The organism is Psychrobacter halodurans (assembly GCF_017498075.1).
Lineage (GTDB): Bacteria > Pseudomonadota > Gammaproteobacteria > Pseudomonadales > Moraxellaceae > Psychrobacter > Psychrobacter celer.
In genome coordinates this window covers 115,805-137,000 of record NZ_JAGBKN010000005.1, presented here as the reverse complement: position 1 = coordinate 137,000, position 21,196 = coordinate 115,805, and the positions used below count along the sequence as shown (strand labels likewise).

The window sequence follows — 21,196 nt, the reverse complement described above, 5'->3', positions numbered from 1 at the left end:
TACATTTAGCTTAAATTCAGCGTTTTAAGTACGCAGCTGATTAGCAGCTGTAGTACAAGTCAAATTCAACTGGATGTACAGTGACGTTGACACGTTGCACTTCTTCTTCTTTTAGGGCGATAAAGGCATCTAGCATGTCTTGAGTAAACACATCACCTTTTAACAAAAACTCGTGGTCGTCTTTTAGCGCTTGTAGGGCGACATCCAAGCTCTCTGCTACCGTTGGGATTAGCGCCTCTTCTTCTGGTGGCAAGTCATACAAGTTTTTGTCAGCAGCTTCGCCTGGATGCATCTTGTTTTGGATACCGTCCAGACCTGCCATCAATAGCGCTGCAAAAGACAAGTATGGGTTGGCCGTTGGATCAGGGAAACGTGCTTCGACGCGTACTGCTTTTGGACTGCTCACGTGCGGGATACGGATAGACGCTGAGCGGTTTGATGCAGAATACGCAAGCTTGATAGGTGCTTCGTAATGCGGTACTAGACGCTTGTAACTGTTGGTCGATGGGTTGGTAATCGCATTGAGTGCGCGCGCATGCTTGATGATACCACCGATAAAGTATAGGGCAGTTTCTGATAGACCTGCGTACTCATCGCCCGCAAAGGTATTGACGCCATCTTTTGAGATCGACATGTGTACGTGCATACCTGAGCCATTGTCACCAACGATAGGCTTTGGCATAAAGGTAGCCGTCTTACCAAACTGATGAGCGACATTATGCACGACGTATTTTAATTGCTGCACTTCATCAGCCTTACGCACCATGGTGTTAAATGCCACACCAATCTCGGACTGGCAAGAGGCTACTTCGTGGTGATGCACCTCAACGCTGCCCTCACCGATGATCTCTTCGATACGCTCACACATCACAGAACGCATGTCTTGTGAGCTGTCGATCGGCGGTACTGGGAAATAGCCGCCCTTGACGCGCGGACGGTGGGCCATGTTGCCCCACTCGTATGTCTCGTTGGTGGACCATGCCGCTTCTTCAGCAGTGATCTTATGGCTCACGCCCGACATCTCAACCGACCATTTGACATCATCAAATACAAAAAACTCTGGCTCAGGGCCGAAATAAGCAGTGTCACCGATGCCCGTTGATTTGAGATACTCTTCTGCGCGGCGAGCGATAGAGCGCGGGTCGCGATCGTAGCCTTGCAGAGTTGATGGCTCGATGATATCGCAGGTCACGACGACTGTAACGGCATCAAAAAACGGGTCAATAAAAGCCGTCTCAGGGTCAGGACGTAGGATCATATCTGAGGCTTCAATGCCCTTCCAGCCAGCGATAGATGAACCATCAAACATTTTGCCGTCTTCTAGCACTTCTTCGTCGATGGTAGAGGCAGGAAAGCTGATGTGTTGCTCTTTACCGCGAGTATCGGTAAAGCGAAAGTCAACCCATTTAGCATTAGATGATTTGATAAGATCCAATAATTTATCCGACATGAATAGTCTCCGTTGTGTTGATTAGATATTTGCAATATAAACTGTTTTAACGCTATTTTAACAACATATGACTGACAATGTTGCTTTGTTCAAATGCTGGCTGATTATTATTAATAAACAGTGATAGACAGCAGTAGCTGATAAAGAAGCAGCTCATCATCAACCCTCATACTGTCCGCTGACGATAATGATGCAACTGCTGTGCCAAGCTGCGTGGCGCATGATAGTGCAGCAAATCCATCGGCAGCCAAATAGTAAATAAATACAGATATTTAGCGTGTTTTTGCCAATGCGTGATAAAGATATCTTCTTAGGCTATCACCACCATATGATGATTTGGTGTATCCGTTAATACCTTTAATGCACCAAATCGGCTCATACGATGGTGCAACCTTTCTCTTCAATGCCCTCTTTTGGGGCAAATCACCTGTATAGTCAGCACTGCGCCCTGTTTTAACTCAATCGACTATATCAGAGTGAGTCGATTTTTGATACATTGCCTCATGTCACGTTTGCCTCACTTGCTCGGCACACATGGCATCTATTCGTAAGTAGTGGTACGGCGCTGCATATATTTATATGTAAGTACATCAGATACTTTGCTATCAAGCCGCTCAATAAAAAAGTGTTTTTATATAAAATTAACTATAAGCGGTAATACAAAAAATCTGTGATAAACCTGCTGACTATCGTGCTGCGTTTGATAGCACGCAAAATAGTGGTAAGATAACGACGGACGATAAAGACTGTGACAATCCTATAAGCTGACGCAGGCTCAACCATGCAGCAAACAGGCATGTAGCAAAAAAAGGAAAAAACGACCACAGCTGTTGCCCCATATCTACGAAAACAAGACTTATAAAGCTAAGATTTATAAAAAAGCCAAACCAACTAAGTTGATACCCACATGATTTTGATGATCGATAATTACGACAGCTTTACGTACAATATTGTACAGTACTTCGGTGAACTACAGCAGGATATCACCGTCTGGCGTAACGATGAGATCAGTCTCCAGCAGATCCAAGCCCTCGCACCAGATGCGATCGTGATTGGCCCTGGCCCGTGTACCCCTGACCAAGCGGGTATTTCTTTACAAGTTATCAATGCCTTTAAGGGCATCATACCTATCTTGGGCATCTGTCTTGGCCATCAGGCCATTGGGCAGGCTTTTGGGGCGCAGATCATCAAGGCAGGCGCAGTCATGCATGGCCGCTTATCTGCGGTATATCATAACGACCAAGGCGTGTTTTTTGGCCTGCCAGCACCCGTGCAAGTCACCCGCTATCACTCACTGGTGATTGACCAAGCCAGCTTACCTGAGTGTCTAGAGGTGACTGCTTGGACACAACATAGTAATGACAGCATCGAGGAGATCATGGGCGTTCGTCACACCACCTACGCCATTGAAGGTGTGCAGTTTCATCCAGAGTCCATCTTAAGCCAAGCAGGCTATCAGCTGCTCAATAATTTTTTGCACACTCACGGTTTGGCAGTATTGCCTACAGATGCCTTACCGCAAGTCGGTTAAAATCCATTCGGCTCAAGACTGTTTGGCGGAGGTTTATTTGCCAATTTACTGGACGTGCTGATGATAAATGATCTATAACGCCCGCGCCTTTTAATACTGATTCATAAAAATACTAAGCGAGAAAATAATGAGCACAATAAAAACAGAGGATACCACCACCCCAGATCATATCGCTCAGCTGTCTGATGGGCAGACGCACAAACTCCTGACCACCGCATTGGCGAGAATTTTTCAGCACATTGACCTAACCTTTGATGAGATGTATCAAGTCATGCTGATTATCATGCAGGGTCGATGTAGTGATGCCATGATGGGTGCGATTTTGACGGGTCTGCGCATGAAAGGCGAGTCTATCGACGAGATTACCGCATCGGCCAGCGCCATGCGTGACTTAGCAGCCAACATCACACCGGCAGACTGCCACTATCTGGTCGATATCGTCGGTACGGGCGGTGATGGTGCCAATTTGTTTAACGTCTCTACCGCTTCAGCCTTGGTCGCAGCAGCGGCAGGGGCACAAGTGGCCAAACATGGTAACCGCGGCGTGTCGACCAAATCTGGCAGCTCCGACTTGCTTGAACAGGCAGGAATCAGCTTGACACTCAGCCCAGAGCAGGCCAAGCAATGCATAGAAAATCAAGGCATTGGCTTTTTATTTGCGCCCAATCACCACAGCGCCATGCGCTATGCCAACCCCGTACGCCGTGAGCTAAAAGCGCGAACGATATTTAATATTTTGGGGCCATTGACCAACCCAGCTGGCGTACCCAATCTGGTCATTGGCGTCTTTACCGCAGCGCTGTGTGAGCCTATCGCTAAGGTGATGAAAAACCTAGGGGCGCGTCACGTCATGGTGGTCGGTGCCAAAGACGGCCTAGATGAAATCAGTTTGGCCACTTCTACGACGGTCGCTGAGCTAAAAGACGGTACGGTCACAGTCTTTGAGATGATGCCAGAAGATGCGGGGGTCGAATCGCAAACCCTCATCGGTCTGGATGTTGAATCCCCTAAAGAGAGTCTGGAGCTGATACGCGCCGCCCTGTCGGGTACAGACACTCATGATCGCGCGGTGCTCAAAGCTCGTGATATGATTGCGCTCAATGCAGGCGCGGCCATTTATACGGCAGGGCTGGCCAGCAACTATCCAAATGGTGTTAGCCGCGCTCAAAAGGTCATTCAAAATGGCGATGCCTTGACCAAGCTTGAGTCTTTGGCACAATATACTCAGCAGCTGGCGCAAAACACTTAAGTTTTTCATACAGCTATCGCCCACTGACTTTTGCCCTTTTACCTTTAGACACATTCGGACACTAGCATGACCCATACAGACATACCTTCAGTATTACAGCGCATCGTTGCGACCAAACACCTTGAGGTAAAAGCGGCTCGTGAGGCGCTATCTTTAGATGACTTAAAAGCCAAGGTGCTGGCCAATCAGCAGCCGCGGCGCGGCTTTGCTCAGGCACTACGAGCGGCCAGCACCAGCGAGAGCGGCATCGGTATCATCGCCGAGATTAAAAAAGCCTCGCCTTCTAAAGGCATCATCAATCATAACTTTGCCCTCGCATTGTTCGCCCAGCAATATGAGCAGGCGGGTGCCAGTTGTCTGTCTGTCCTCACAGATCGCGAGTACTTTCAGGGAGAGGATAGTTACCTTGAGGCAGCGGCCAATGCTGCCACTCTGCCGCTACTGCGTAAAGACTTTATGATCGATGTGTATCAGATTTATCAATCCTACTTGCTGGGTGCAGACTGTATCTTATTGATTATGGCGTGTCTTGATGATGCGCAAGCACAGCAGCTGCATGCGCTGAGTATCGATCTGGGTATGGACGTGTTGATTGAAGTCCATACCAAAACCGAGCTTGAGCGCGCCCTCCAGCTGCCTCGTAGTGTCCACAACATCTATGGCATCAATAATCGCGATTTAAATACATTCGATGTCGATCTACAGACCACGCTTGAGTTAAAAAACACTTTAATCAAATCATTGGCCGCTGACGCCGACAGCCGCGCACATCAGCCACTTATCGTGACTGAAAGTGGGATTCATAGCAGTGCTGATATTCGCCTGATGCTAAACAACGACATTCAGCACTTTTTGATCGGTGAGCAATTTATGAAAACCGAGCATCCTGGACAAGCGTTACAATCCTTACTTGCAGGCGTCGCAGCAGACGCGTAAAGTAACTAAAAAATACCACAGCACACATTACCCAACTACCTTTTCATCAACCAACGATACCTTAACTGTTATGTCAAATTCTCTATTTTCTAAAGAAATGCAAGATCAGCTCAAAGAGCTAAAAGGCCAGCTGAGCAAAGGCCGTGATACCAACTCACCTGAGGGCGAAAACCAAAAGCCGACTGAGCCTGTATCGCTGCCGACACAAAAACAAGTCAAAAAAACGGTCAAACAACTAGACAGTGAGCATATCGACGACGACAAAGTGCTGTTTATGCAAGCAATGCATGGCGTCACTCAGCTCGAAGACAAAAACGTGCGCTCCCCTGTCACCAGCACTAAAGCTGGCAAACCTGATGCCACGACTTTATCAAAACGTGCCGCTGCGCAAGGCAGTGAAAGTGGTGATCTAAGCGCCGGCTTATCAGACATGCAAGCCTTGCTCAACCCTGTGGCAAGCGAAGCGTACTTATCGTACAAACAGCCAACCCTACAAAACAAAATATTTGATCAACTAAAAAAAGGCAAACTGCGCTGGTATGATGCCGTAGACATCCATGGCTGTACCATCGAAGAAGCCCGCGCTGCGATGACCCAACTACTCAGCCAAGCCAAAGCCAACAACGAAACTGTGGTCAAAATCGTCCATGGCAAAGGCTCTGAGGCCATCCTAAAAACCTGTGTGAATGGCTGGCTCCGTCAACTGCCTGAAGTATTGGCGTTTTGCTCGGCCTCGCCAAAAGATGGCGGTAATGGTGCGGTACTAGTACTGCTAAAAAAACCAAAAGGCGCGGGTGAATAAACCTTACAGCAAAGCAAAAAAAAGACTGCCCAATAAGCAGTCTTTTTTTATAGATGATGTGGTTTTAGAATGTAGGATTATGTGCTTCTTAGAAGATAGTGCGCCTTATAACTTCGATGAGAGTAAATAACGATGAGCATACAGACCCTTGACACCCCTGAGCAGCTAGCAGCACATATCGATGCGTTGATAGCAATCGAGCCGAGATTTGCGCCGGTCTACGAGCAAGTGGGCTTACCGAATCTGCGGCACAATACTGGCGGCTTTATGCAATTGATGCGAGCGATGGTCGGCCAGCAGTTGTCTGTCGCTGCTGCAACCAGTATTTGGCAGCGTTTGCTTGATACCGGCTTGACCACTCCTAGCATGATTCAGCACGCAAGCGATGACGCGCTCAGAGCCCAAGGCTTATCTAAACAAAAAATTCGCTATATTCGCTCTTTGGTTGCGCATGATATAGACTTTGCTAGCCTAAAAACCCTACCAGATGAGGAAGTGATAAACATCCTAACCACCGTCACAGGTATCGGGCGCTGGACGGCTGAGATGTACTTATTGTTTTCTTTACAGCGCGCTGACATCCTCGCTGTTGATGACTTGGCGATCAAAGTTGCCGCCATGACACTGCTGGACTTGCCTGAGCGTCCTACCCCAAAACGACTCCACTCTCTAACGCAGCATTGGTCACCTTACCGTAGCACAGCCAGCCTATTGCTTTGGTCGTATTACGGGCAGCTGCGTGATAAGACCGCTGTGCCTATCTAAGAACCCATGATTGATATAGTGATTTCAGTATAAAAACGATACAGTGGGACTGGGATGAATTTTACGCAGCATCTGTCGGCGTAGGCACAGCACGCAAGAAAAATTTATACCAGTCCCACGTTGACATACAATGTATCTGTTTTATTTAGAATCGATTATAACGATTATAGTTTCTATAGCAATGCCACGCCTTATATGGCTGTCTTTTTAGGGCTGGTTCCATATTGACAAGCCAAACTTGCGTTTGGTGTGCTTAAACTTCCTCTTTTTTAGCGCACGGCCTTTTTCTCTGAGCGCATTGATGCCATGTTGTTTTTTGATCGCCGTGGCGTCAGGCGACGCGGCAGTCTTTTTATCTTTGCTGGCTCCATGGTCTTTATCCAGATCTATGTTGTGGGCATCATCATGATGTTCATCTTGTTTTTTATCCATGTCGTCGCGAGCAGGATTGACGCTACCATCTGCCCTATTGGCTATGTCGTCATCTTTTGACACGTCACCTGCAGACCCGTCGTTATCAGATTTTTGCTCACTGTTTGCTTTAGACGACGCAACATCGGTTTGATTGACTATCAGCTGCTGCGTAGGCAGTGCGTGCTCGACGTCGTATTTTTTGACCTGAGTTAATATATCAACGAACACGACGTTTTGCTTATCATAAAATTCCGTCACATCGTTGGCGTTGATATAGGCTTGCAGCTGAATCACATAGCAATCTTGGCGCAGCTCTAAGATATTGACCTGATTCCATTCTTGGTTGGTCAAATAATGCTCATTTAAAAACTCATCTAAGTCTTTGACCATCTTAAAGACCACATCGATATCAGCCGTACGCTTAATATACAGCTGATGAAAAAACCGAAACATATCACGCGAGGTAAAGTTTTCGATTTGCATCGAAGAAAAATCACCGTTTGGCACAGTGACGATGGTACGCGTCAAGGTGCGCACGCGTGATGAGCGAATACCGATATCGATGACCGTGCCTTCATACGTGCCAAATTTACAATAGTCCCCTATACGTACGGGAGAATCTGCGACCACCACCACACTACCGACGAGGTTTTCGATGGTCTTTTGCGCACCAAGCGCCAATGCCAGACCACCGACCCCTAGTGCGGCAATCCCTGTGGTCAAGTCAAACCCTAAATTGCCAAAGATGACAATCACCGCAAAGATGAGCAGCAACGCTTTGACAACTTTTCTGAGCAGACCCAAGATGGAGACACGCTCGGTATAGTTTTTCTTATAGCTTAAATTGACTGCGCGGGTAAATATCGCATCAATGACGCGCAGTAATAACCAAGTCAATGCCAACCACGAGGCAATATCAGCAAAACGATTGACCGGCTCTCGCAGCGTCACCGAGACGCCAGCATAGACCATCACCTCAGATAGTATCAGCGCCATAATGACCACAGACAGTGGCAGTATTACTTTGTTTGGCAAAGGTAGCGGGACGCCGCGTACTCGTGGATAGGCGATTCGCAAAAGATGATACAGTAGCCAGACTAAAATATAAGTAAAGACAAAACTACTGACGATCATCGTCAGCGCCGCCACTAAGTCCGCCATCTGATAACCAAACAGCTTTTTGCCTTCCAATGAGTCAAATGTATAGCGAGACACCAACGTCGGCTCGGTGTTTTCTATCACTTCGGGTACCGAGCTGAGCGTCTCACTAGAAAACTGCCAATACTGTTCGCCTTGCTTAGACAGCACTCTTTCAAGCACCAACGGGACGCTTGTTTCTCCGACATTGATGACCCCGACGTTTTCTTGGCTCGGCGGCAGCTGATCGGTTAAATTGCCTTCTGGGGTATTATTTATCTGCAAATCAGGCTGAAAACGGCCGCCAGCATCTAGTGCTTGCTTAAACTGGCGCACGACCGTGGTGGGATTGTCCGACTTAGACAAATTAAGGTAATTGCTCGCCAGCAGGTAGTCGTTTTCGCCCAGCGCCTTAATAAACCCTTGTACCGTATGGCGCGGCGTATCGCGTCCAAACGAATCTGGTATAGGCGTGCTCGCCGACCCTTCACTGCCAGTCGTGCCATTTACGCCAAGCGTTGTCGTTTCTGCAGCAAAGGACGCTGCGGGCAGCAGTACGCTCATCGCCATGATAAGCAAAAACATCATAGTGATAAACGGCGCTTTTAGGCTGGTAGACAATACATCTGGAGCCTGACGAAAAGTCAGATGGTGCTTAATAGACAAAACAAACCTCTTAGCTTGATAAGTGGCACGAAAAGGGCAGATAGAACCCTTACTATCATAACAATTATTTATCACAACAGTGCCTTTGATTGCATGTTTTTGTAGATGGCTGCCGTCAGATTCATTTAGGGGCTTTGCTTTACCGCTCCGACCATGAGCGTCATTCAACCTACCTTGAGGAAAGATTAGGTTAAAGTGGTTTATAAATGGCCAGTTTTTGTAGATAATGAGCGCAGTTTTGCTTATTTATTTCTTTTTGTAATTTTTTGCTTTTTGCAACCTTTGCCTGTATTAACATCAAAACCGTTATCTCCACCTCTTTTATATCATTCTTTTGGAACTGGCTATGTCTTTATCGCGTTCATCTTCACGTACTTATCTTCGTTTGAGTATTTTAAGTGCCTTAGGCTTATTTACCATGCAGGCTGCCACGGCGGCGACGCCCGCTAGCCATGATTCAGCGGCAGTCAATACCTCACCGGCCACTGATGATCATACACTACCACAAGTTGAGCTCGATAAAATCGTCGTCACCGCCACGCGTACGCCTACCAAGACCAGTAACGTCATCGCTCAGACTCGTGTGATCGATAGTGAAGCGCTACAGCGTTATCAGGGTCAGACCGTGGTCGATGTATTAAAGAATCAACCTGGTATTAATATCACACAAAGTGGCGGCATGGGCACAGCCAGTAATTTTTATATGCGCGGCTTTGATAGCAAACAAGTCTTGGTGATTATCGATGGGATACGCTATGGCTCTATTTCTTTAGGTAGCCCATCTCTGAACTTGTTGGCCGCAGACCAAATCGACCGCATTGAAGTTTTATATGGTGCGTCAGGCTCTAGCATCTACGGCTCTGACGCCATGGGTGGGGTCATCCAGATTTTTACCAAAGGCAATAACGTAGAGCAGTCCAATGTTTCTACAACTGTGGGTTATGGTAGTAACAATCACTACCAAGTCGGCATCACAGGTCAGCTGAAAAATGACACGTCATCCTTGAGCTTGGGTGTCAGTCGTAACGAAACAGATGGCTTTAACGCCATTGCCAATAGCAGCTCGGCTGACTATAACGCGGACGATGATGGCTTTAAATCTACCAATGCCAGTCTAGCATTGCAGCATAAGCTATCAGACTCGCTAAGCGCGGGAATAAGTGCCTTGTATACCGACTCTACCACTGATATTGACTCAGCAGGCAACGCCTTTCCAAATGCCTATTCAGACCAAAAAAACGGCAGTGCCAATGCTTATCTTCAATACAAAACGCCTTCAACAGTCAGCAAACTTAGCTACGGTCAAAGTATCGACAAATCGACTACTCATGACGCCAACTCTATTGATTATCAAAAAGGCAGTCAGTACGACACCACGCAAGAGCAAGCACGTTTAGAGACCAGTATCAACGCGCAACCTGGTACTGTGATTGTTGGCGCAGAATGGTTGTCACAAAAACTAGACGCCTCAGATGTTTTAGATTTTTCAGGTTATCCTAATCCTGCTGTGCAAACCCCTTATAATCCTGACGACAGAACGGTCAAAAGTGCCTTTGTTGGTTATCAGCTGGCAGACACTTATTATGACGTGCAAGCCAACTACCGCGTAGATGACAACTCACAATATGGTCATGAAAGCACCTACAATTTAGGAGCGGCGATACGCCCATTGGCTGGCATGCGAATCGGTGCCAACTATGCGACCGGATTTCGCGCGCCAACCTTTAATGATTTATACTGGCCTGGTTTTAGCAACCCCAACCTAAAACCCGAAAGAACAAAGAACACTGAAGTATTTGTTGAATACGTAAATGATGCCCAAACGTCACGATTGACAGGCTATCACACCGATGCAGAAGACCTGATTTCTAGTGCAGCAAATATCAGTGAAGCGAAAATCAAGGGGTTGAGCCTGACCTCCGACTGGAATATGAATGCCTTTATATTTGGTCTCGGTTATGACTACTTGGATGCCAAAGACAAAACGGCAAATAGCGCAAGCTATAATCAACAGCTTGCCTATCGTCCTAAAAACAGCGGTATGGTTTATGTGGGCTATCAGCAACCGATGTTCGATGTTCGCCTCGAAGCCAAACATACTGATGATAGAGTCACGGCCGAAAACAATAAGCTTGATAGCTATACCTTGCTGAATTTGAGCGGCGCGGTTTATATCACTCCTAATCTTCGTGCTAACTTGCGGGTCGACAATATTACTGATGAGGACTATACCCTCGCCAGCCAATTCGGTAATGAGTACGCCACAGAAGGCACCAGCTACTTCGGCTCACTTACCTACGATTGGTACTAATTTGGTACTAATACTGACACGAAACTTAAATTGTAAACAAATCAAGGTCACCCAGCGGTGGCCTTTTTTTATGACGACAGCACTTACGATTTTCCGCAGCCAATAGGTGACAATCACAGACTCATCTATTACAATAACCCTCCCGAGAGGTGTTGCGCCATAATCATCGATCACTGCATCTAGGCTTTATCGCTAGGCATATCAAGCATTATGTTAGGCTCGGTTAACTGTTTATAGCATTTTTTGTTTATTAACAGCGCAAATAACGGCACCTGCGTTTTTATTCTTTTTATCAATCATTGACCACTGATAGGAGCATATTATGGACGCAGTGTCTACCACCCCATCTGCCCATACCATCGACCCTTCCTTTACTGACTATAAAGTCGCTGACATCAGCCTGGCTGACTACGGTCGCCGCGAAATCACCCTTGCCGAAGCTGAAATGCCTGCATTGATGGGTCTACGTCGTCGCTATCAAGACGAGCAGCCACTCAAAGGTGCCAAAATCGCCGGCTGTATCCACATGACCATTCAGACCGCAGTGCTTATCGAAACACTCGTTGCGCTAGGTGCGGAAGTACGCTGGACCTCATGTAATATCTTTTCGACCCAAGACCACGCAGCGGCAGCAATCGCAGCGGCTGGCATTCCTGTGTTTGCTTGGAAAGGCGAAACCGAAGAAGAGTACGAGTGGTGCCTCCGTCAACAAGTACATGTCGGCGGCGAAGCATCAGGCGAGCTTTGGGATGCTAACTTGATCTTAGATGATGGCGGCGACCTTACTGCGTTGATTCACAATGAATACCCACAGATGCTCGATAGCATCCATGGTATCTCAGAAGAGACCACCACAGGTGTGCATCGTTTGATCGAGATGCTAGGCAAAGGTACGCTAAAAGTACCCGCGATCAACGTCAACGACGCGGTGACCAAATCAAAAAACGACAACAAATACGGCTGCCGTCATAGCCTAAATGACGCCATCAAACGCGCAACCGACATGTTCCTTGCAGGTCGCCGTGCGCTAGTCATCGGTTATGGTGATGTGGGCAAAGGCTCAACCCAAAGCCTACGTCAAGAAGGCATGATCGTACGTGTCTCAGAAGTCGATCCTATCTGTGCGATGCAGGCTTGTATGGACGGCTATGAAGTATTGTCTCCGTACATCGATGGCGATAACACCGGCGGCGCAGACAGCATCAACAAGCGTTTGCTAGCAGATACAGATTTGATCGTCACAACGACAGGTAACTATCATGTCTGTGACAGACATATGCTCGCAGCATTAAAGCCTGGTGCGGTCGTCTGTAACATCGGTCACTTCGACACCGAAATCGACACGCAATTTATGCGTGACAACTGGCGCTGGGTTGAGATCAAACCACAAGTACATCAAGTGTTCCGTTCAGACGATGAAAACGACTATCTGATTTTGCTTGCCGAAGGTCGCTTAGTGAACCTAGGTAACGCAACCGGTCACCCATCGCGCGTGATGGACGGCTCATTTGCCAACCAAGTCTTGGCGCAAATGTACTTGTTTGAAGAAAAATTCGCTGATTTGCCAATGGATGCACGCGCGGACAACTTGTACGTTAAAGTACTACCGAAAAAACTCGACGAAGAAGTCGCAGCAGCGATGGTTGCAGGCTTTAACGGTACCTTGACGAAGCTGACCGAAAAGCAAGCCGAGTATCTAGGCGTCCCTGTCGAAGGCCCGTTTAAGCCTGACGCTTATAAATACTAAGGAGCGCGACTGTGAGCAAGCCTGCTTTTTCTTTTGAGTTTTTCCCTGCCAAAACTGCGCAAGGAGGTCAAAAGCTACTAAACACCTATGACGAGCTAAACAAACTGGCACCAAGCTACTTTTCAGTGACTTACGGTGCGGGTGGCTCGACACGTAGCCGTACTCTCGACATCGTACAGACCTTATGTGCGCGCGGCGATACTGATATTGCGCCGCACATGTCGTGTATCGGTGATGATAAGGTTGAAATCGCAGGCCTACTCGATCACTATAAAGCACTGGGCATCAAACGTCTGGTAGCGCTGCGCGGTGATTTGCCTTCAGGTCAGGTCGGTATGGGTGAGCTGCCATTTGCATTAGATTTGGTGAAGTTTATTCGTGAGCATTCAGGCGAGCACTTTCATATCGAGGTCGCCGCCTACCCTGAGATGCATCCGCAAGCGCGTAGCTTTGAGTTTGATGTCGACAACTTAGTCAACAAGTACCAAGCAGGTGCCAACGCGGCGATTACTCAGTTTTTTTATAATGCTGATAGCTACTTGTACTTGCGTGATACGTTAGAAAAGCGCGGTATCGACACGGTCGCACAGCCATTAATCGCTGGTATCATGCCAATCACCAACTCCAGCAATTTAGTACGCTTTGCTGATAGCTGCGGCGCTGATATTCCGCGTTATGTGCGTAAACGCTTGGCGGATTTTGGTGATGATCGCAGCGCCATTCGCGAGTTTGGTTTTGAGGTCGTCTATCGTCTGTGTGAGCGCTTGATGAGTGAAGGTGCTCCTGCCATGCATTTTTATAGCATGAATAAAGTCGAGCCAAACAAACGCTTGGTTGAAGCACTGGGCCTTAGCGCTTAGACTACTTATATAGTAATAAAAACTGGCGTTCTTAGGAGCGCCAGTTTTTTGTTGCAAGCTTTTTTTGTCATCGCGTTTTTATCTCCCCTCCTCACTTCACCAATAGTCTGCTAAGATACTAAGACAGACTATTGTTCAACCAAAGGATGAACCGACTGTGCGACGTTTTTTTTATGCCAGTAGTAACACTAAGGACACACCCTACCCGCCATTGAGCACGGTTGCGATTGGTGCCAGCATCGAATTGACCGACAGTATCGTTCATCACTGGTGCCGTGTACTACGCGCAAATATCGGCGATGAAGGGGTGTTGTTTGATGGTTTTGGCGGTGAGTATCACGTACAGCTCCAAAGCATCAGTAAAAAACACGCCACGGTGGCGGTGTTGGCTCACAGCATAGATGAGCGTACGGCGCCTATCCTCAGTCAGATTGGTCTGGTGATGAGCCGCGGCGAGCGTATGGATTACGCTATTCAAAAGTCCACCGAGCTTGGGGTAACGGCGATTCAATTACTCACCAGCCATCATGGTGAGGTCAATCTAAAACCTGCGCAAGTAGAGAAAAAACTGGCGCACTGGCAGCAAGTGGCAATAGCGGCCTGTGAGCAGTGTGGACTCAACCGTCCGCCCCTCATCCTTACACCGATGTCTATCACTGATTGGCTGACACAGCCGTCGCGTAGCGCGCCACACCTTGCCGTCAGCCCTTTGGTCGCCGAGCTAAGCCAAGACCATTACTACCAAGCCCTACAGCAGCCAGCCGATTTGCGTTTGCAGCTCAGCGTGCCAGCAGCAGGACAACCTGCGATGCCAGAGGCGTTATTGCCAGTACTAAGACAAGCGGCGCCTTATATTGAGTTGCTCATTGGCCCTGAAGGCGGTCTTAGCGATGAGGAGTGCAAGCGGGCGGCGAATGCAGACTTTGCACCTTGGCAAATTGGCGCAAGGGTACTGCGCACCGAAACAGCGCCCGTGGTGGCTTTGGCGACTTTGCACGCGTTGGCTTTATAATACAAGCACTCGGCTCGCTCATTGTTATAATGACAAACCAAATGACAAACCAACTGATTATTCACCTTTGCCATGATGAGTTCGATGATGACTACTTTTGCTCCCATCCCCATTGCCGACAAGCAGCTACTGCTGACCAAACTGTGTGAGCAATGCGATGATGCTATTTTCATTTTAGATGAAAACCTACGCTATTTGTCGGTCAATGCCAGTTATGAGCTTATCATCGGCTATAGCGAGTCTTTTTTGCTGGGTCGGCCGCTTGGAGTCTATGCCGCTGATTTTTTGTCAGAGGAAGAAAGAGGTGTTTTGGCGCAAATCACCAACCAGCTTGATAATAGCGGCTTTTATGAAAGTGATTTTTCGATGGCCAACCGTTATGGTGAAATACTACAGTGCCATATCACGTATCGCAAGGTAGCCATAGAGGCCAAGACGTATTATATCGGTCTGATTCGCGATATGTCTTCTGCGGCCAAAGACCGAAAGCAGCTGACCCATCTGCTCAATTACGATCAGCTGACCGGCCTGCCCAACCGTAAGGTTTTTTTGAGCCAGACCAGTGATTTGCTGCTCGACAGCTATCAAGAAGTAATCATCGTCCGTCTCAATATCGATCGGTATCGTAGTCTTGCGAGCCTATTGGGGCCTGATGGTATCAATCATTTAATCAAAAGCTTTGTGGCTCGTCTCAAGGCGCTAGAGCTGGGCTGTTTGCGCTGCTTTTCGCACTTTGGCGGCGATGATTTTGCACTATTATTTGAGTGTCATGATGCCAATATGGTGCGCCATCAGTTAGATAAGCTCATGCAGATGTGTGAGCGGCCTTTTTCGATCGATAAGGACACCAAGACTGACGCCAATATTTATTGTCATATCTCCGTCGGTGTCAGCTATTTTCCGCAAAACGACACCGAGCTGACGGGGCTTTTGACCAAAGCTGAAAAAGCCTTGCATTATGTCAAGCAGCAAGGCGGCGACGATATCTGCTGGTACAATGCGGCGATCGAAGAAGCCACCGCTGGCAGCTTACAGTTAGAGGCTGAGTTAAGAGAGGCCACCACCGCAGGCCAGTTTATTCCCTATTATCAGCCAAAATTCGACTTGACGACGGGTCATATTACCGGCTTTGAAGCGTTGGTACGCTGGCAACACCCCACCCGCGGCCTTCTCAAACCTGCGCATTTTATCAACGCCATCCTCACTCACAAACTCTCGTTTGAGCTGTTTTCTCAAATGGCAAAAAAAATCGCGGCGCAATTGGCCATTTGGCAGCAGCAAGGGTTTTATCAGCATATCTGTATCAACGCGGATGCTGCCGAATTTAGCCACCCTGATTTTTTTGAGATGGTCAGTAGCCTGCTGGTAGAGTACGGCATCTCGGCCCATCAGCTACATATCGAAGTCACCGAGTCGTCTTTGATACAGCGCCATGACAATGTCAAAAAACAACTAGCTCTGCTAAAAGATCTGGGTATTTGTATTGCCTTAGACGACTTTGGCACCGGCTATGCATCCTTGAGCTATTTACAAGAATACCCGTTCGATTTTATCAAAGTCGATAAAAGCTTTATTTCAAACATTGAGTCGGATCGCACCCAGTATGCCATTGTCAAAGCCATCTTAGACTTGGCTGCGGCGTTAGATATGCAAGTGGTCGCCGAAGGAATTGAGACTGAGGCGCAGCGCGATCGGTTGCTGGCGATGGGCTGCCAGTATGGTCAAGGCTATTGGTTTGGAAAACCCGTGCCCGCCGAGGTCGCCACCGACATGCTCATCAAACAGTCGACCACCAAATAATATCAGCAAATACCGGCGGCTATGATTGATTTCATCGTGTCAGTAACATCAGTCTTTTCATACGGTTATTGCTCTGTGTCTTTTGCGTCTAACGCTGATTGCATAACCGATGCAAGGCAGGTTCATGACTTATCAGTGCTGTCACCAAACTTGTATAATCACCGATGAACGCCTATCTTTTATAGTGAATTTGTTGGAATATATTAAGTCTCAAACCGACTCTGACAATCACCATTCTTTTCAATACCATTTTATGTCATCGCGCACGTAGTCTATCTGTATGGCAGCCTATTATTTATTTGTGCTTGTCAAATTACTGTAGCGAGCCTACCGACTATCGTAATCTATAGACTGTGCCTGCTGACATGTTAAAAAGGACAGGAAGTTATGCAATACAAAGCGCCCTTACGTGACATTCAATTCGTGATGCATGAACTACTCGATAGTGAAAGCCACTACAAAACTCTGCCAGCCTTTCAAGAAGCTGATCGTGAGTTGATGGATAGCCTGTTTGAGATGGCGGCAAGCTTTGCCGAAAACGAGCTATCACCTTTGAATCAAAGCGGCGATGCAGAAGGCTGCCAGTTTGACAACGGTACTGTGACCACACCAAAAGGCTTTAAAGAAGCTTATAAGCAGTACTGTGAGCTTGGCTTCCCAGCGCTATCAGCTGAAGAAGAATTTGGTGGTCAAAATATGCCGTTCTCACTATCAACGGTCATCAATGAGATGGTCGGTACGGCGAACTGGTCATTTTCTATGTATCCTGGCCTATCGCATGGCGCGATCCAAACCATCGAACACCATGGCACTGATGAGCAAAAACAGACTTACCTAGAAAAAATGGTCACCGGCGAATGGTCAGGCACCATGTGCTTGACAGAAGCCCACGCAGGCTCTGACTTGGGTATTATCCGTACCAAAGCTGAGCCAAATGATGACGGTACTTATAGCATCACCGGTCAAAAAATCTTCATCTCAGCGGGCGAGCACGACCTCACCGACAACATCATTCATATCGTTCTAGCCCGTCTACCAGGCGCGCCTGCTGGCACCAAAGGCATCTCACTGTTTATCGTACCTAAAGTATTGGTCAACGAAGACAACAGCCTTGGCGAAAACAACAACGTCGTCTGTGGCTCTATCGAGCACAAAATGGGCATCAAAGCCTCAGCGACTTGCGTGATGAACTTCGATGGTGCAAAAGGCTACTTGATTGGCCCAGAAAACCGCGGTCTACAGTGCATGTTTACCTTTATGAACGTCGCTCGTATCGGTACGGCAGTCCAAGGCTTGACCGCAGCAGAATATGCTTTCCAAGGCTCATTGACCTATGCCAAAGACCGCCTAGCGATGCGCTCACTATCAGGTGCCAAAGCACCAGACAAAGTCGCTGACCCAATCATCGTTCATCCAGCGGTGCGCAACATGCTGTTGACCGAAAAAGCCTTTGCTGAAGGCGGTCGTGCCCTCGTTTATTACCTCTCACACTTTGCTGATACTGTGGCAAAAGGCGAAGGCGATGATCTAAAATTTGCTGACCAAATGCTGTCACTGTTGACGCCGATTGCTAAAGCGTTCTTGACCGAAACAGGCCTAGAAGCGGCTAACCATGGCGTACAGGTCTATGGCGGTCACGGCTTTATCAGTGAATGGGGCATGGAGCAAAACGTCCGTGACACGCGTATCGCTTGCTTGTACGAAGGCACCACCGAAATCCAAGCGCTCGACCTACTCGGCCGTAAAGTCTTGGGCTCACAAGGTAAAATGCTGGCCAATTTTGTCAACATCATCCAGACTTTCTGCCAAGAACACAAAGACAATGACGAGATGGGTCAGTTCATCCGCCCACTTGCCAAACACGTCAAAGAATGGGGCGACTTGACCGCACGCATCGGTATGCAAGCAACTGAAAACCCAGATGCAGTTGGCGGCGCGGCTGTTGACTACTTATACTTTAGCGGTTATGTGACCCTAGCTTACTTATGGGCGCGTATGGCCTTGGTCGCGCAGACGGCATTGGCAAATGGTACGGGCGAAAAAGCCTTTTATGATGCCAAAGTCAAAACCGCGCAATTCTACTTTGCAAAATTATTGCCGCGTACCACCACGCATGTACAGCGTATCAGCACAGGTGTTGAGCCGTATATGACCATGGATGTGGATCAATTTGCGTTTTAATAGTGTTTTTGCACTAGTATTTTGACGACAGCACACTATACTTATATCGGCAACATACCAAGGTGTGTTGCCGATTTTGTTGGTCAATTATATTTTGGTGTACGCATAATTCACGAAGAAAAACACCTGCTCATAGGCTTATTTGTTAAACTTTGCTTAGCCGTTGCTTTGATTATGAGTCGCGCAGATGACCTCAAAAAGCAATCCATACGTTTGGCACTTCTTATTTTCATCGCTCCAACTTTTATTTATTTGAACCAAAGGAATGTTTATGGCTGTTTATAATGCCCCTCTTAATGACATGCGCTTTATCTTAAACGATGTATTTAACGCGCCTGAGTTTTGGCAAAATAACGAAAACCTAGCTCATGTCGATATGGAAACCGTCGATATGATTTTAGAAGAAATGGCAAAACTGTCAAAAAACGTTTTGTTGCCTATCAACCGTAGCGGTGATGAAGAAGGCGCAACCTTTGAGGGTGATGGCGTTGTCACCACGCCTACTGGTTTTAAAGAAGCTTATAAGCAGTATGCTGAATCAGGCTGGGTGGGCTTGAGTGGTAATGCTGAGTACGGCGGTCAAGGTTTTCCAAAGATGGTCACCATGCTGACCGAAGAGATGGTATTTACCGCCAACCAATCCTTTGCTCTCTACCCTAACCTAACGGTTGGTGCCACGCTTTGCCTCAACGCGGCGGCGTCTGAAGAGCAAAAACAAACTTACTTAGAAAAAATGTATAACGGCGAATGGTCAGGCACCATGTGCTTGACTGAGCCGCATGCAGGTACTGACCTCGGTATCATCAAAACCAAAGCCGTGCCAAACGATGACGGTAGCTACAATATCTCTGGTACCAAAATCTTTATCACTGGCGGCGAGCATGACCTCACTGACAATATCATTCATTTGGTATTGGCAAAAACTCCAAATGCGCCAGAAGGCTCAAAAGGCATTTCACTGTTTGTCGTACCAAAATTCTTGGTCAATGAAGATGGTAGCTTGGGTGAGCGCAACACTGTGGCGGTTGGCTCTATCGAGCACAAGATGGGTATCAAAGCCTCAGCGACTTGCGTGATGAACTTTGATAACGCCAAAGGCTGGATGGTGGGCGCAGAAAACACCGGCTTATCTTCTATGTTTATCATGATGAACTATGAGCGTGTGACCATGGGTCTACAAGGCCTTGGTGGCTCTGAGCTGGCTTATCAAAACGCAGCATTATACGCCAATGATCGTGGTCAGGGTCGTAGTGACACCCAAATTCAAAGCCCAGAAAAGCCTGCCGATGCCATCATCCATCATGCTGATGTGCGCCGCATGCTGCTAAATGCCAAAGCCAACACCGAAGCGTCACGCTGCTTTGCCATGTATGTCGCCAAAAACCTTGACGAAGAAAAGTTTAGTACTGACCCAGAGGCCGCTCAAGCCGCTGCTGCACGTGTTGCCCTACTGACGCCAGTTGCCAAAGCCTTCTTAACCGACAAAGCACTAGAAGCCACGGTTGATTGCCAGCAAGTATTTGGTGGTCATGGCTATATCCGCGAATGGGGCATGGAGCAAATCGTCCGTGATACTCGTATCGCGCAGATCTATGAAGGCACCAACGGTATTCAAGCGCTTGACCTACTCGGTCGTAAAGTGGCAAAAAATAACGGCAAATATGTCACCCATTTCTTAGGTGAGATTCGTGATTTTGTCAACAACATGCAGGCCGATCATGGCATCAAGCAGGCCACACTAGATGCAGCTGATACCATTGAAGAGCTGACCACCACAGTGCTGAGCAATATCGGCGAGCGTAAGAGCGAAATCAACGGCTGCGCGGTTGACTATATGCATGCCTTTGGTTACCTTGCCTACTCGTATATGTTTGCCTTGATGGTTGAAGCTGCTAATGGCAAAGAGGGTGAGTTCTACACCAACAAAGCCAAGCTTGCCGATTATTTCGTTGGCCGTATCTTGCCACGTATCAATGCGCATGCACAGATGGTCAAAGCTGGTAGTGACCCAATGATGAACTTTGATCTTGATTATTTTGATGTACCTGCCAACTAATCGGTCGCTATTGGTACATTAATACATATAAAAAAAGGGACAGTTAGGTGACTGTCCCTTTTTTTGCCCAAATCATTTGGTCTGTGTTATAGGTCTATGCTACGGATATCTATGGATATCAATATATTCGTGAGTGATTTAACACCGTTTGATAATATTTAGCCATTTTAGTCCATTTAAGTGACTGTCGATTGTATTTAGGATACGCCCTAGTAAAAATAACTGCTAACAAAATAATTCACCACCGAACTATCGTTATGATTAAAATAACGCAGGATA

The 21,196-nt window shown here is 47.5% G+C and carries 14 protein-coding genes; 12 read left to right on the top strand and 2 right to left on the bottom strand.

Annotated features, from left to right (window positions below; all coding sequences use genetic code 11):
* Positions 1-40 precede the first annotated feature (40 nt).
* Positions 41-1,450: a type I glutamate--ammonia ligase gene (gene glnA, locus J3491_RS03915; protein ID WP_075100899.1), complete on the bottom strand. Its 1,410-nt coding sequence runs from the start codon at positions 1,448-1,450 to the stop codon at positions 41-43.
* A 907-nt stretch (positions 1,451-2,357) separates the two neighbouring features.
* On the opposite strand from glnA, the gene J3491_RS03910 reads away from it, so the two are divergent.
* From J3491_RS03910 to J3491_RS03890, 5 genes are all read left to right on the top strand, one after another.
* Positions 2,358-2,981 carry an anthranilate synthase component II gene (locus J3491_RS03910; RefSeq protein ID WP_207969284.1) on the top strand — a complete coding sequence of 208 codons (624 nt, stop codon included), beginning with the start codon at positions 2,358-2,360 and terminating at the stop codon, positions 2,979-2,981.
* A 127-nt stretch (positions 2,982-3,108) separates the two neighbouring features.
* Complete coding sequence (trpD, locus tag J3491_RS03905; RefSeq protein ID WP_207969283.1) at positions 3,109-4,230, top strand: anthranilate phosphoribosyltransferase; 1,122 nt, start codon at positions 3,109-3,111, stop codon at positions 4,228-4,230.
* A 66-nt stretch (positions 4,231-4,296) separates the two neighbouring features.
* Entirely contained in the window at positions 4,297-5,166 is an 870-nt protein-coding gene (trpC, locus tag J3491_RS03900; protein ID WP_207969282.1) for an indole-3-glycerol phosphate synthase TrpC, read from the top strand.
* A 70-nt stretch (positions 5,167-5,236) separates the two neighbouring features.
* Entirely contained in the window at positions 5,237-5,968 is a 732-nt protein-coding gene (locus J3491_RS03895; RefSeq protein ID WP_100749670.1) for a Smr/MutS family protein, read from the top strand.
* 132 nt (positions 5,969-6,100) lie between these two features.
* Complete coding sequence (locus J3491_RS03890) at positions 6,101-6,733, top strand: DNA-3-methyladenine glycosylase family protein (RefSeq protein ID WP_100749671.1); 633 nt, start codon at positions 6,101-6,103, stop codon at positions 6,731-6,733.
* A gap of 207 nt (positions 6,734-6,940) precedes the next feature.
* Here J3491_RS03890 and J3491_RS03885 read toward each other — a convergent pair whose 3' ends face one another.
* Positions 6,941-8,872 carry a mechanosensitive ion channel family protein gene (locus J3491_RS03885; protein WP_424108344.1) on the bottom strand — a complete coding sequence of 644 codons (1,932 nt, stop codon included), beginning with the start codon at positions 8,870-8,872 and terminating at the stop codon, positions 6,941-6,943.
* Between the two features lie 424 nt (positions 8,873-9,296).
* Here J3491_RS03885 and J3491_RS03880 point away from each other — a divergent pair, with 424 nt between their 5' ends.
* From J3491_RS03880 to J3491_RS03850, 7 genes are all read left to right on the top strand, one after another.
* Positions 9,297-11,261 carry a TonB-dependent receptor gene (locus tag J3491_RS03880; protein ID WP_207969281.1) on the top strand — a complete coding sequence of 655 codons (1,965 nt, stop codon included), beginning with the start codon at positions 9,297-9,299 and terminating at the stop codon, positions 11,259-11,261.
* Between the two features lie 322 nt (positions 11,262-11,583).
* A complete protein-coding gene (gene ahcY, locus J3491_RS03875) occupies positions 11,584-13,008 on the top strand; it encodes an adenosylhomocysteinase (protein WP_075100907.1) in 1,425 nt (474 codons plus the stop codon).
* An 11-nt stretch (positions 13,009-13,019) separates the two neighbouring features.
* Positions 13,020-13,868, top strand: a complete 849-nt coding sequence (locus tag J3491_RS03870; protein WP_207969280.1) for a methylenetetrahydrofolate reductase — start codon at positions 13,020-13,022, stop codon at positions 13,866-13,868.
* 157 nt (positions 13,869-14,025) lie between these two features.
* Positions 14,026-14,880: a 16S rRNA (uracil(1498)-N(3))-methyltransferase gene (locus J3491_RS03865; RefSeq protein WP_207969279.1), complete on the top strand. Its 855-nt coding sequence runs from the start codon at positions 14,026-14,028 to the stop codon at positions 14,878-14,880.
* A gap of 84 nt (positions 14,881-14,964) precedes the next feature.
* Positions 14,965-16,680, top strand: a complete 1,716-nt coding sequence (locus tag J3491_RS03860; protein WP_243456099.1) for a putative bifunctional diguanylate cyclase/phosphodiesterase — start codon at positions 14,965-14,967, stop codon at positions 16,678-16,680.
* Positions 16,681-17,067: 387 nt separating this feature from the next.
* Complete coding sequence (locus J3491_RS03855) at positions 17,068-18,861, top strand: acyl-CoA dehydrogenase C-terminal domain-containing protein (RefSeq protein ID WP_207969278.1); 1,794 nt, start codon at positions 17,068-17,070, stop codon at positions 18,859-18,861.
* A 271-nt stretch (positions 18,862-19,132) separates the two neighbouring features.
* A complete protein-coding gene (locus tag J3491_RS03850) occupies positions 19,133-20,917 on the top strand; it encodes an acyl-CoA dehydrogenase C-terminal domain-containing protein (RefSeq protein ID WP_207969277.1) in 1,785 nt (594 codons plus the stop codon).
* Positions 20,918-21,196 lie beyond the last annotated feature (279 nt).

What these genes read in the sequence shown, in the direction of transcription:
- glnA (WP_075100899.1), bottom strand. Translation starts at nt 1,450, where the DNA reads ATGTCGGATAAATTATTGGATCTTATCAAATCATCTAATGCTAAATGG.
- J3491_RS03910 (WP_207969284.1), top strand. Translation starts at nt 2,358, where the DNA reads ATGATTTTGATGATCGATAATTACGACAGCTTTACGTACAATATTGTA.
- trpD (WP_207969283.1), top strand. Translation starts at nt 3,109, where the DNA reads ATGAGCACAATAAAAACAGAGGATACCACCACCCCAGATCATATCGCT.
- trpC (WP_207969282.1), top strand. Translation starts at nt 4,297, where the DNA reads ATGACCCATACAGACATACCTTCAGTATTACAGCGCATCGTTGCGACC.
- J3491_RS03895 (WP_100749670.1), top strand. Translation starts at nt 5,237, where the DNA reads ATGTCAAATTCTCTATTTTCTAAAGAAATGCAAGATCAGCTCAAAGAG.
- J3491_RS03890 (WP_100749671.1), top strand. Translation starts at nt 6,101, where the DNA reads ATGAGCATACAGACCCTTGACACCCCTGAGCAGCTAGCAGCACATATC.
- J3491_RS03885 (WP_424108344.1), bottom strand. Translation starts at nt 8,872, where the DNA reads ATGATGTTTTTGCTTATCATGGCGATGAGCGTACTGCTGCCCGCAGCG.
- J3491_RS03880 (WP_207969281.1), top strand. Translation starts at nt 9,297, where the DNA reads ATGTCTTTATCGCGTTCATCTTCACGTACTTATCTTCGTTTGAGTATT.
- ahcY (WP_075100907.1), top strand. Translation starts at nt 11,584, where the DNA reads ATGGACGCAGTGTCTACCACCCCATCTGCCCATACCATCGACCCTTCC.
- J3491_RS03860 (WP_243456099.1), top strand. Translation starts at nt 14,965, where the DNA reads ATGATGACTACTTTTGCTCCCATCCCCATTGCCGACAAGCAGCTACTG.
- J3491_RS03855 (WP_207969278.1), top strand. Translation starts at nt 17,068, where the DNA reads ATGCAATACAAAGCGCCCTTACGTGACATTCAATTCGTGATGCATGAA.
- J3491_RS03850 (WP_207969277.1), top strand. Translation starts at nt 19,133, where the DNA reads ATGGCTGTTTATAATGCCCCTCTTAATGACATGCGCTTTATCTTAAAC.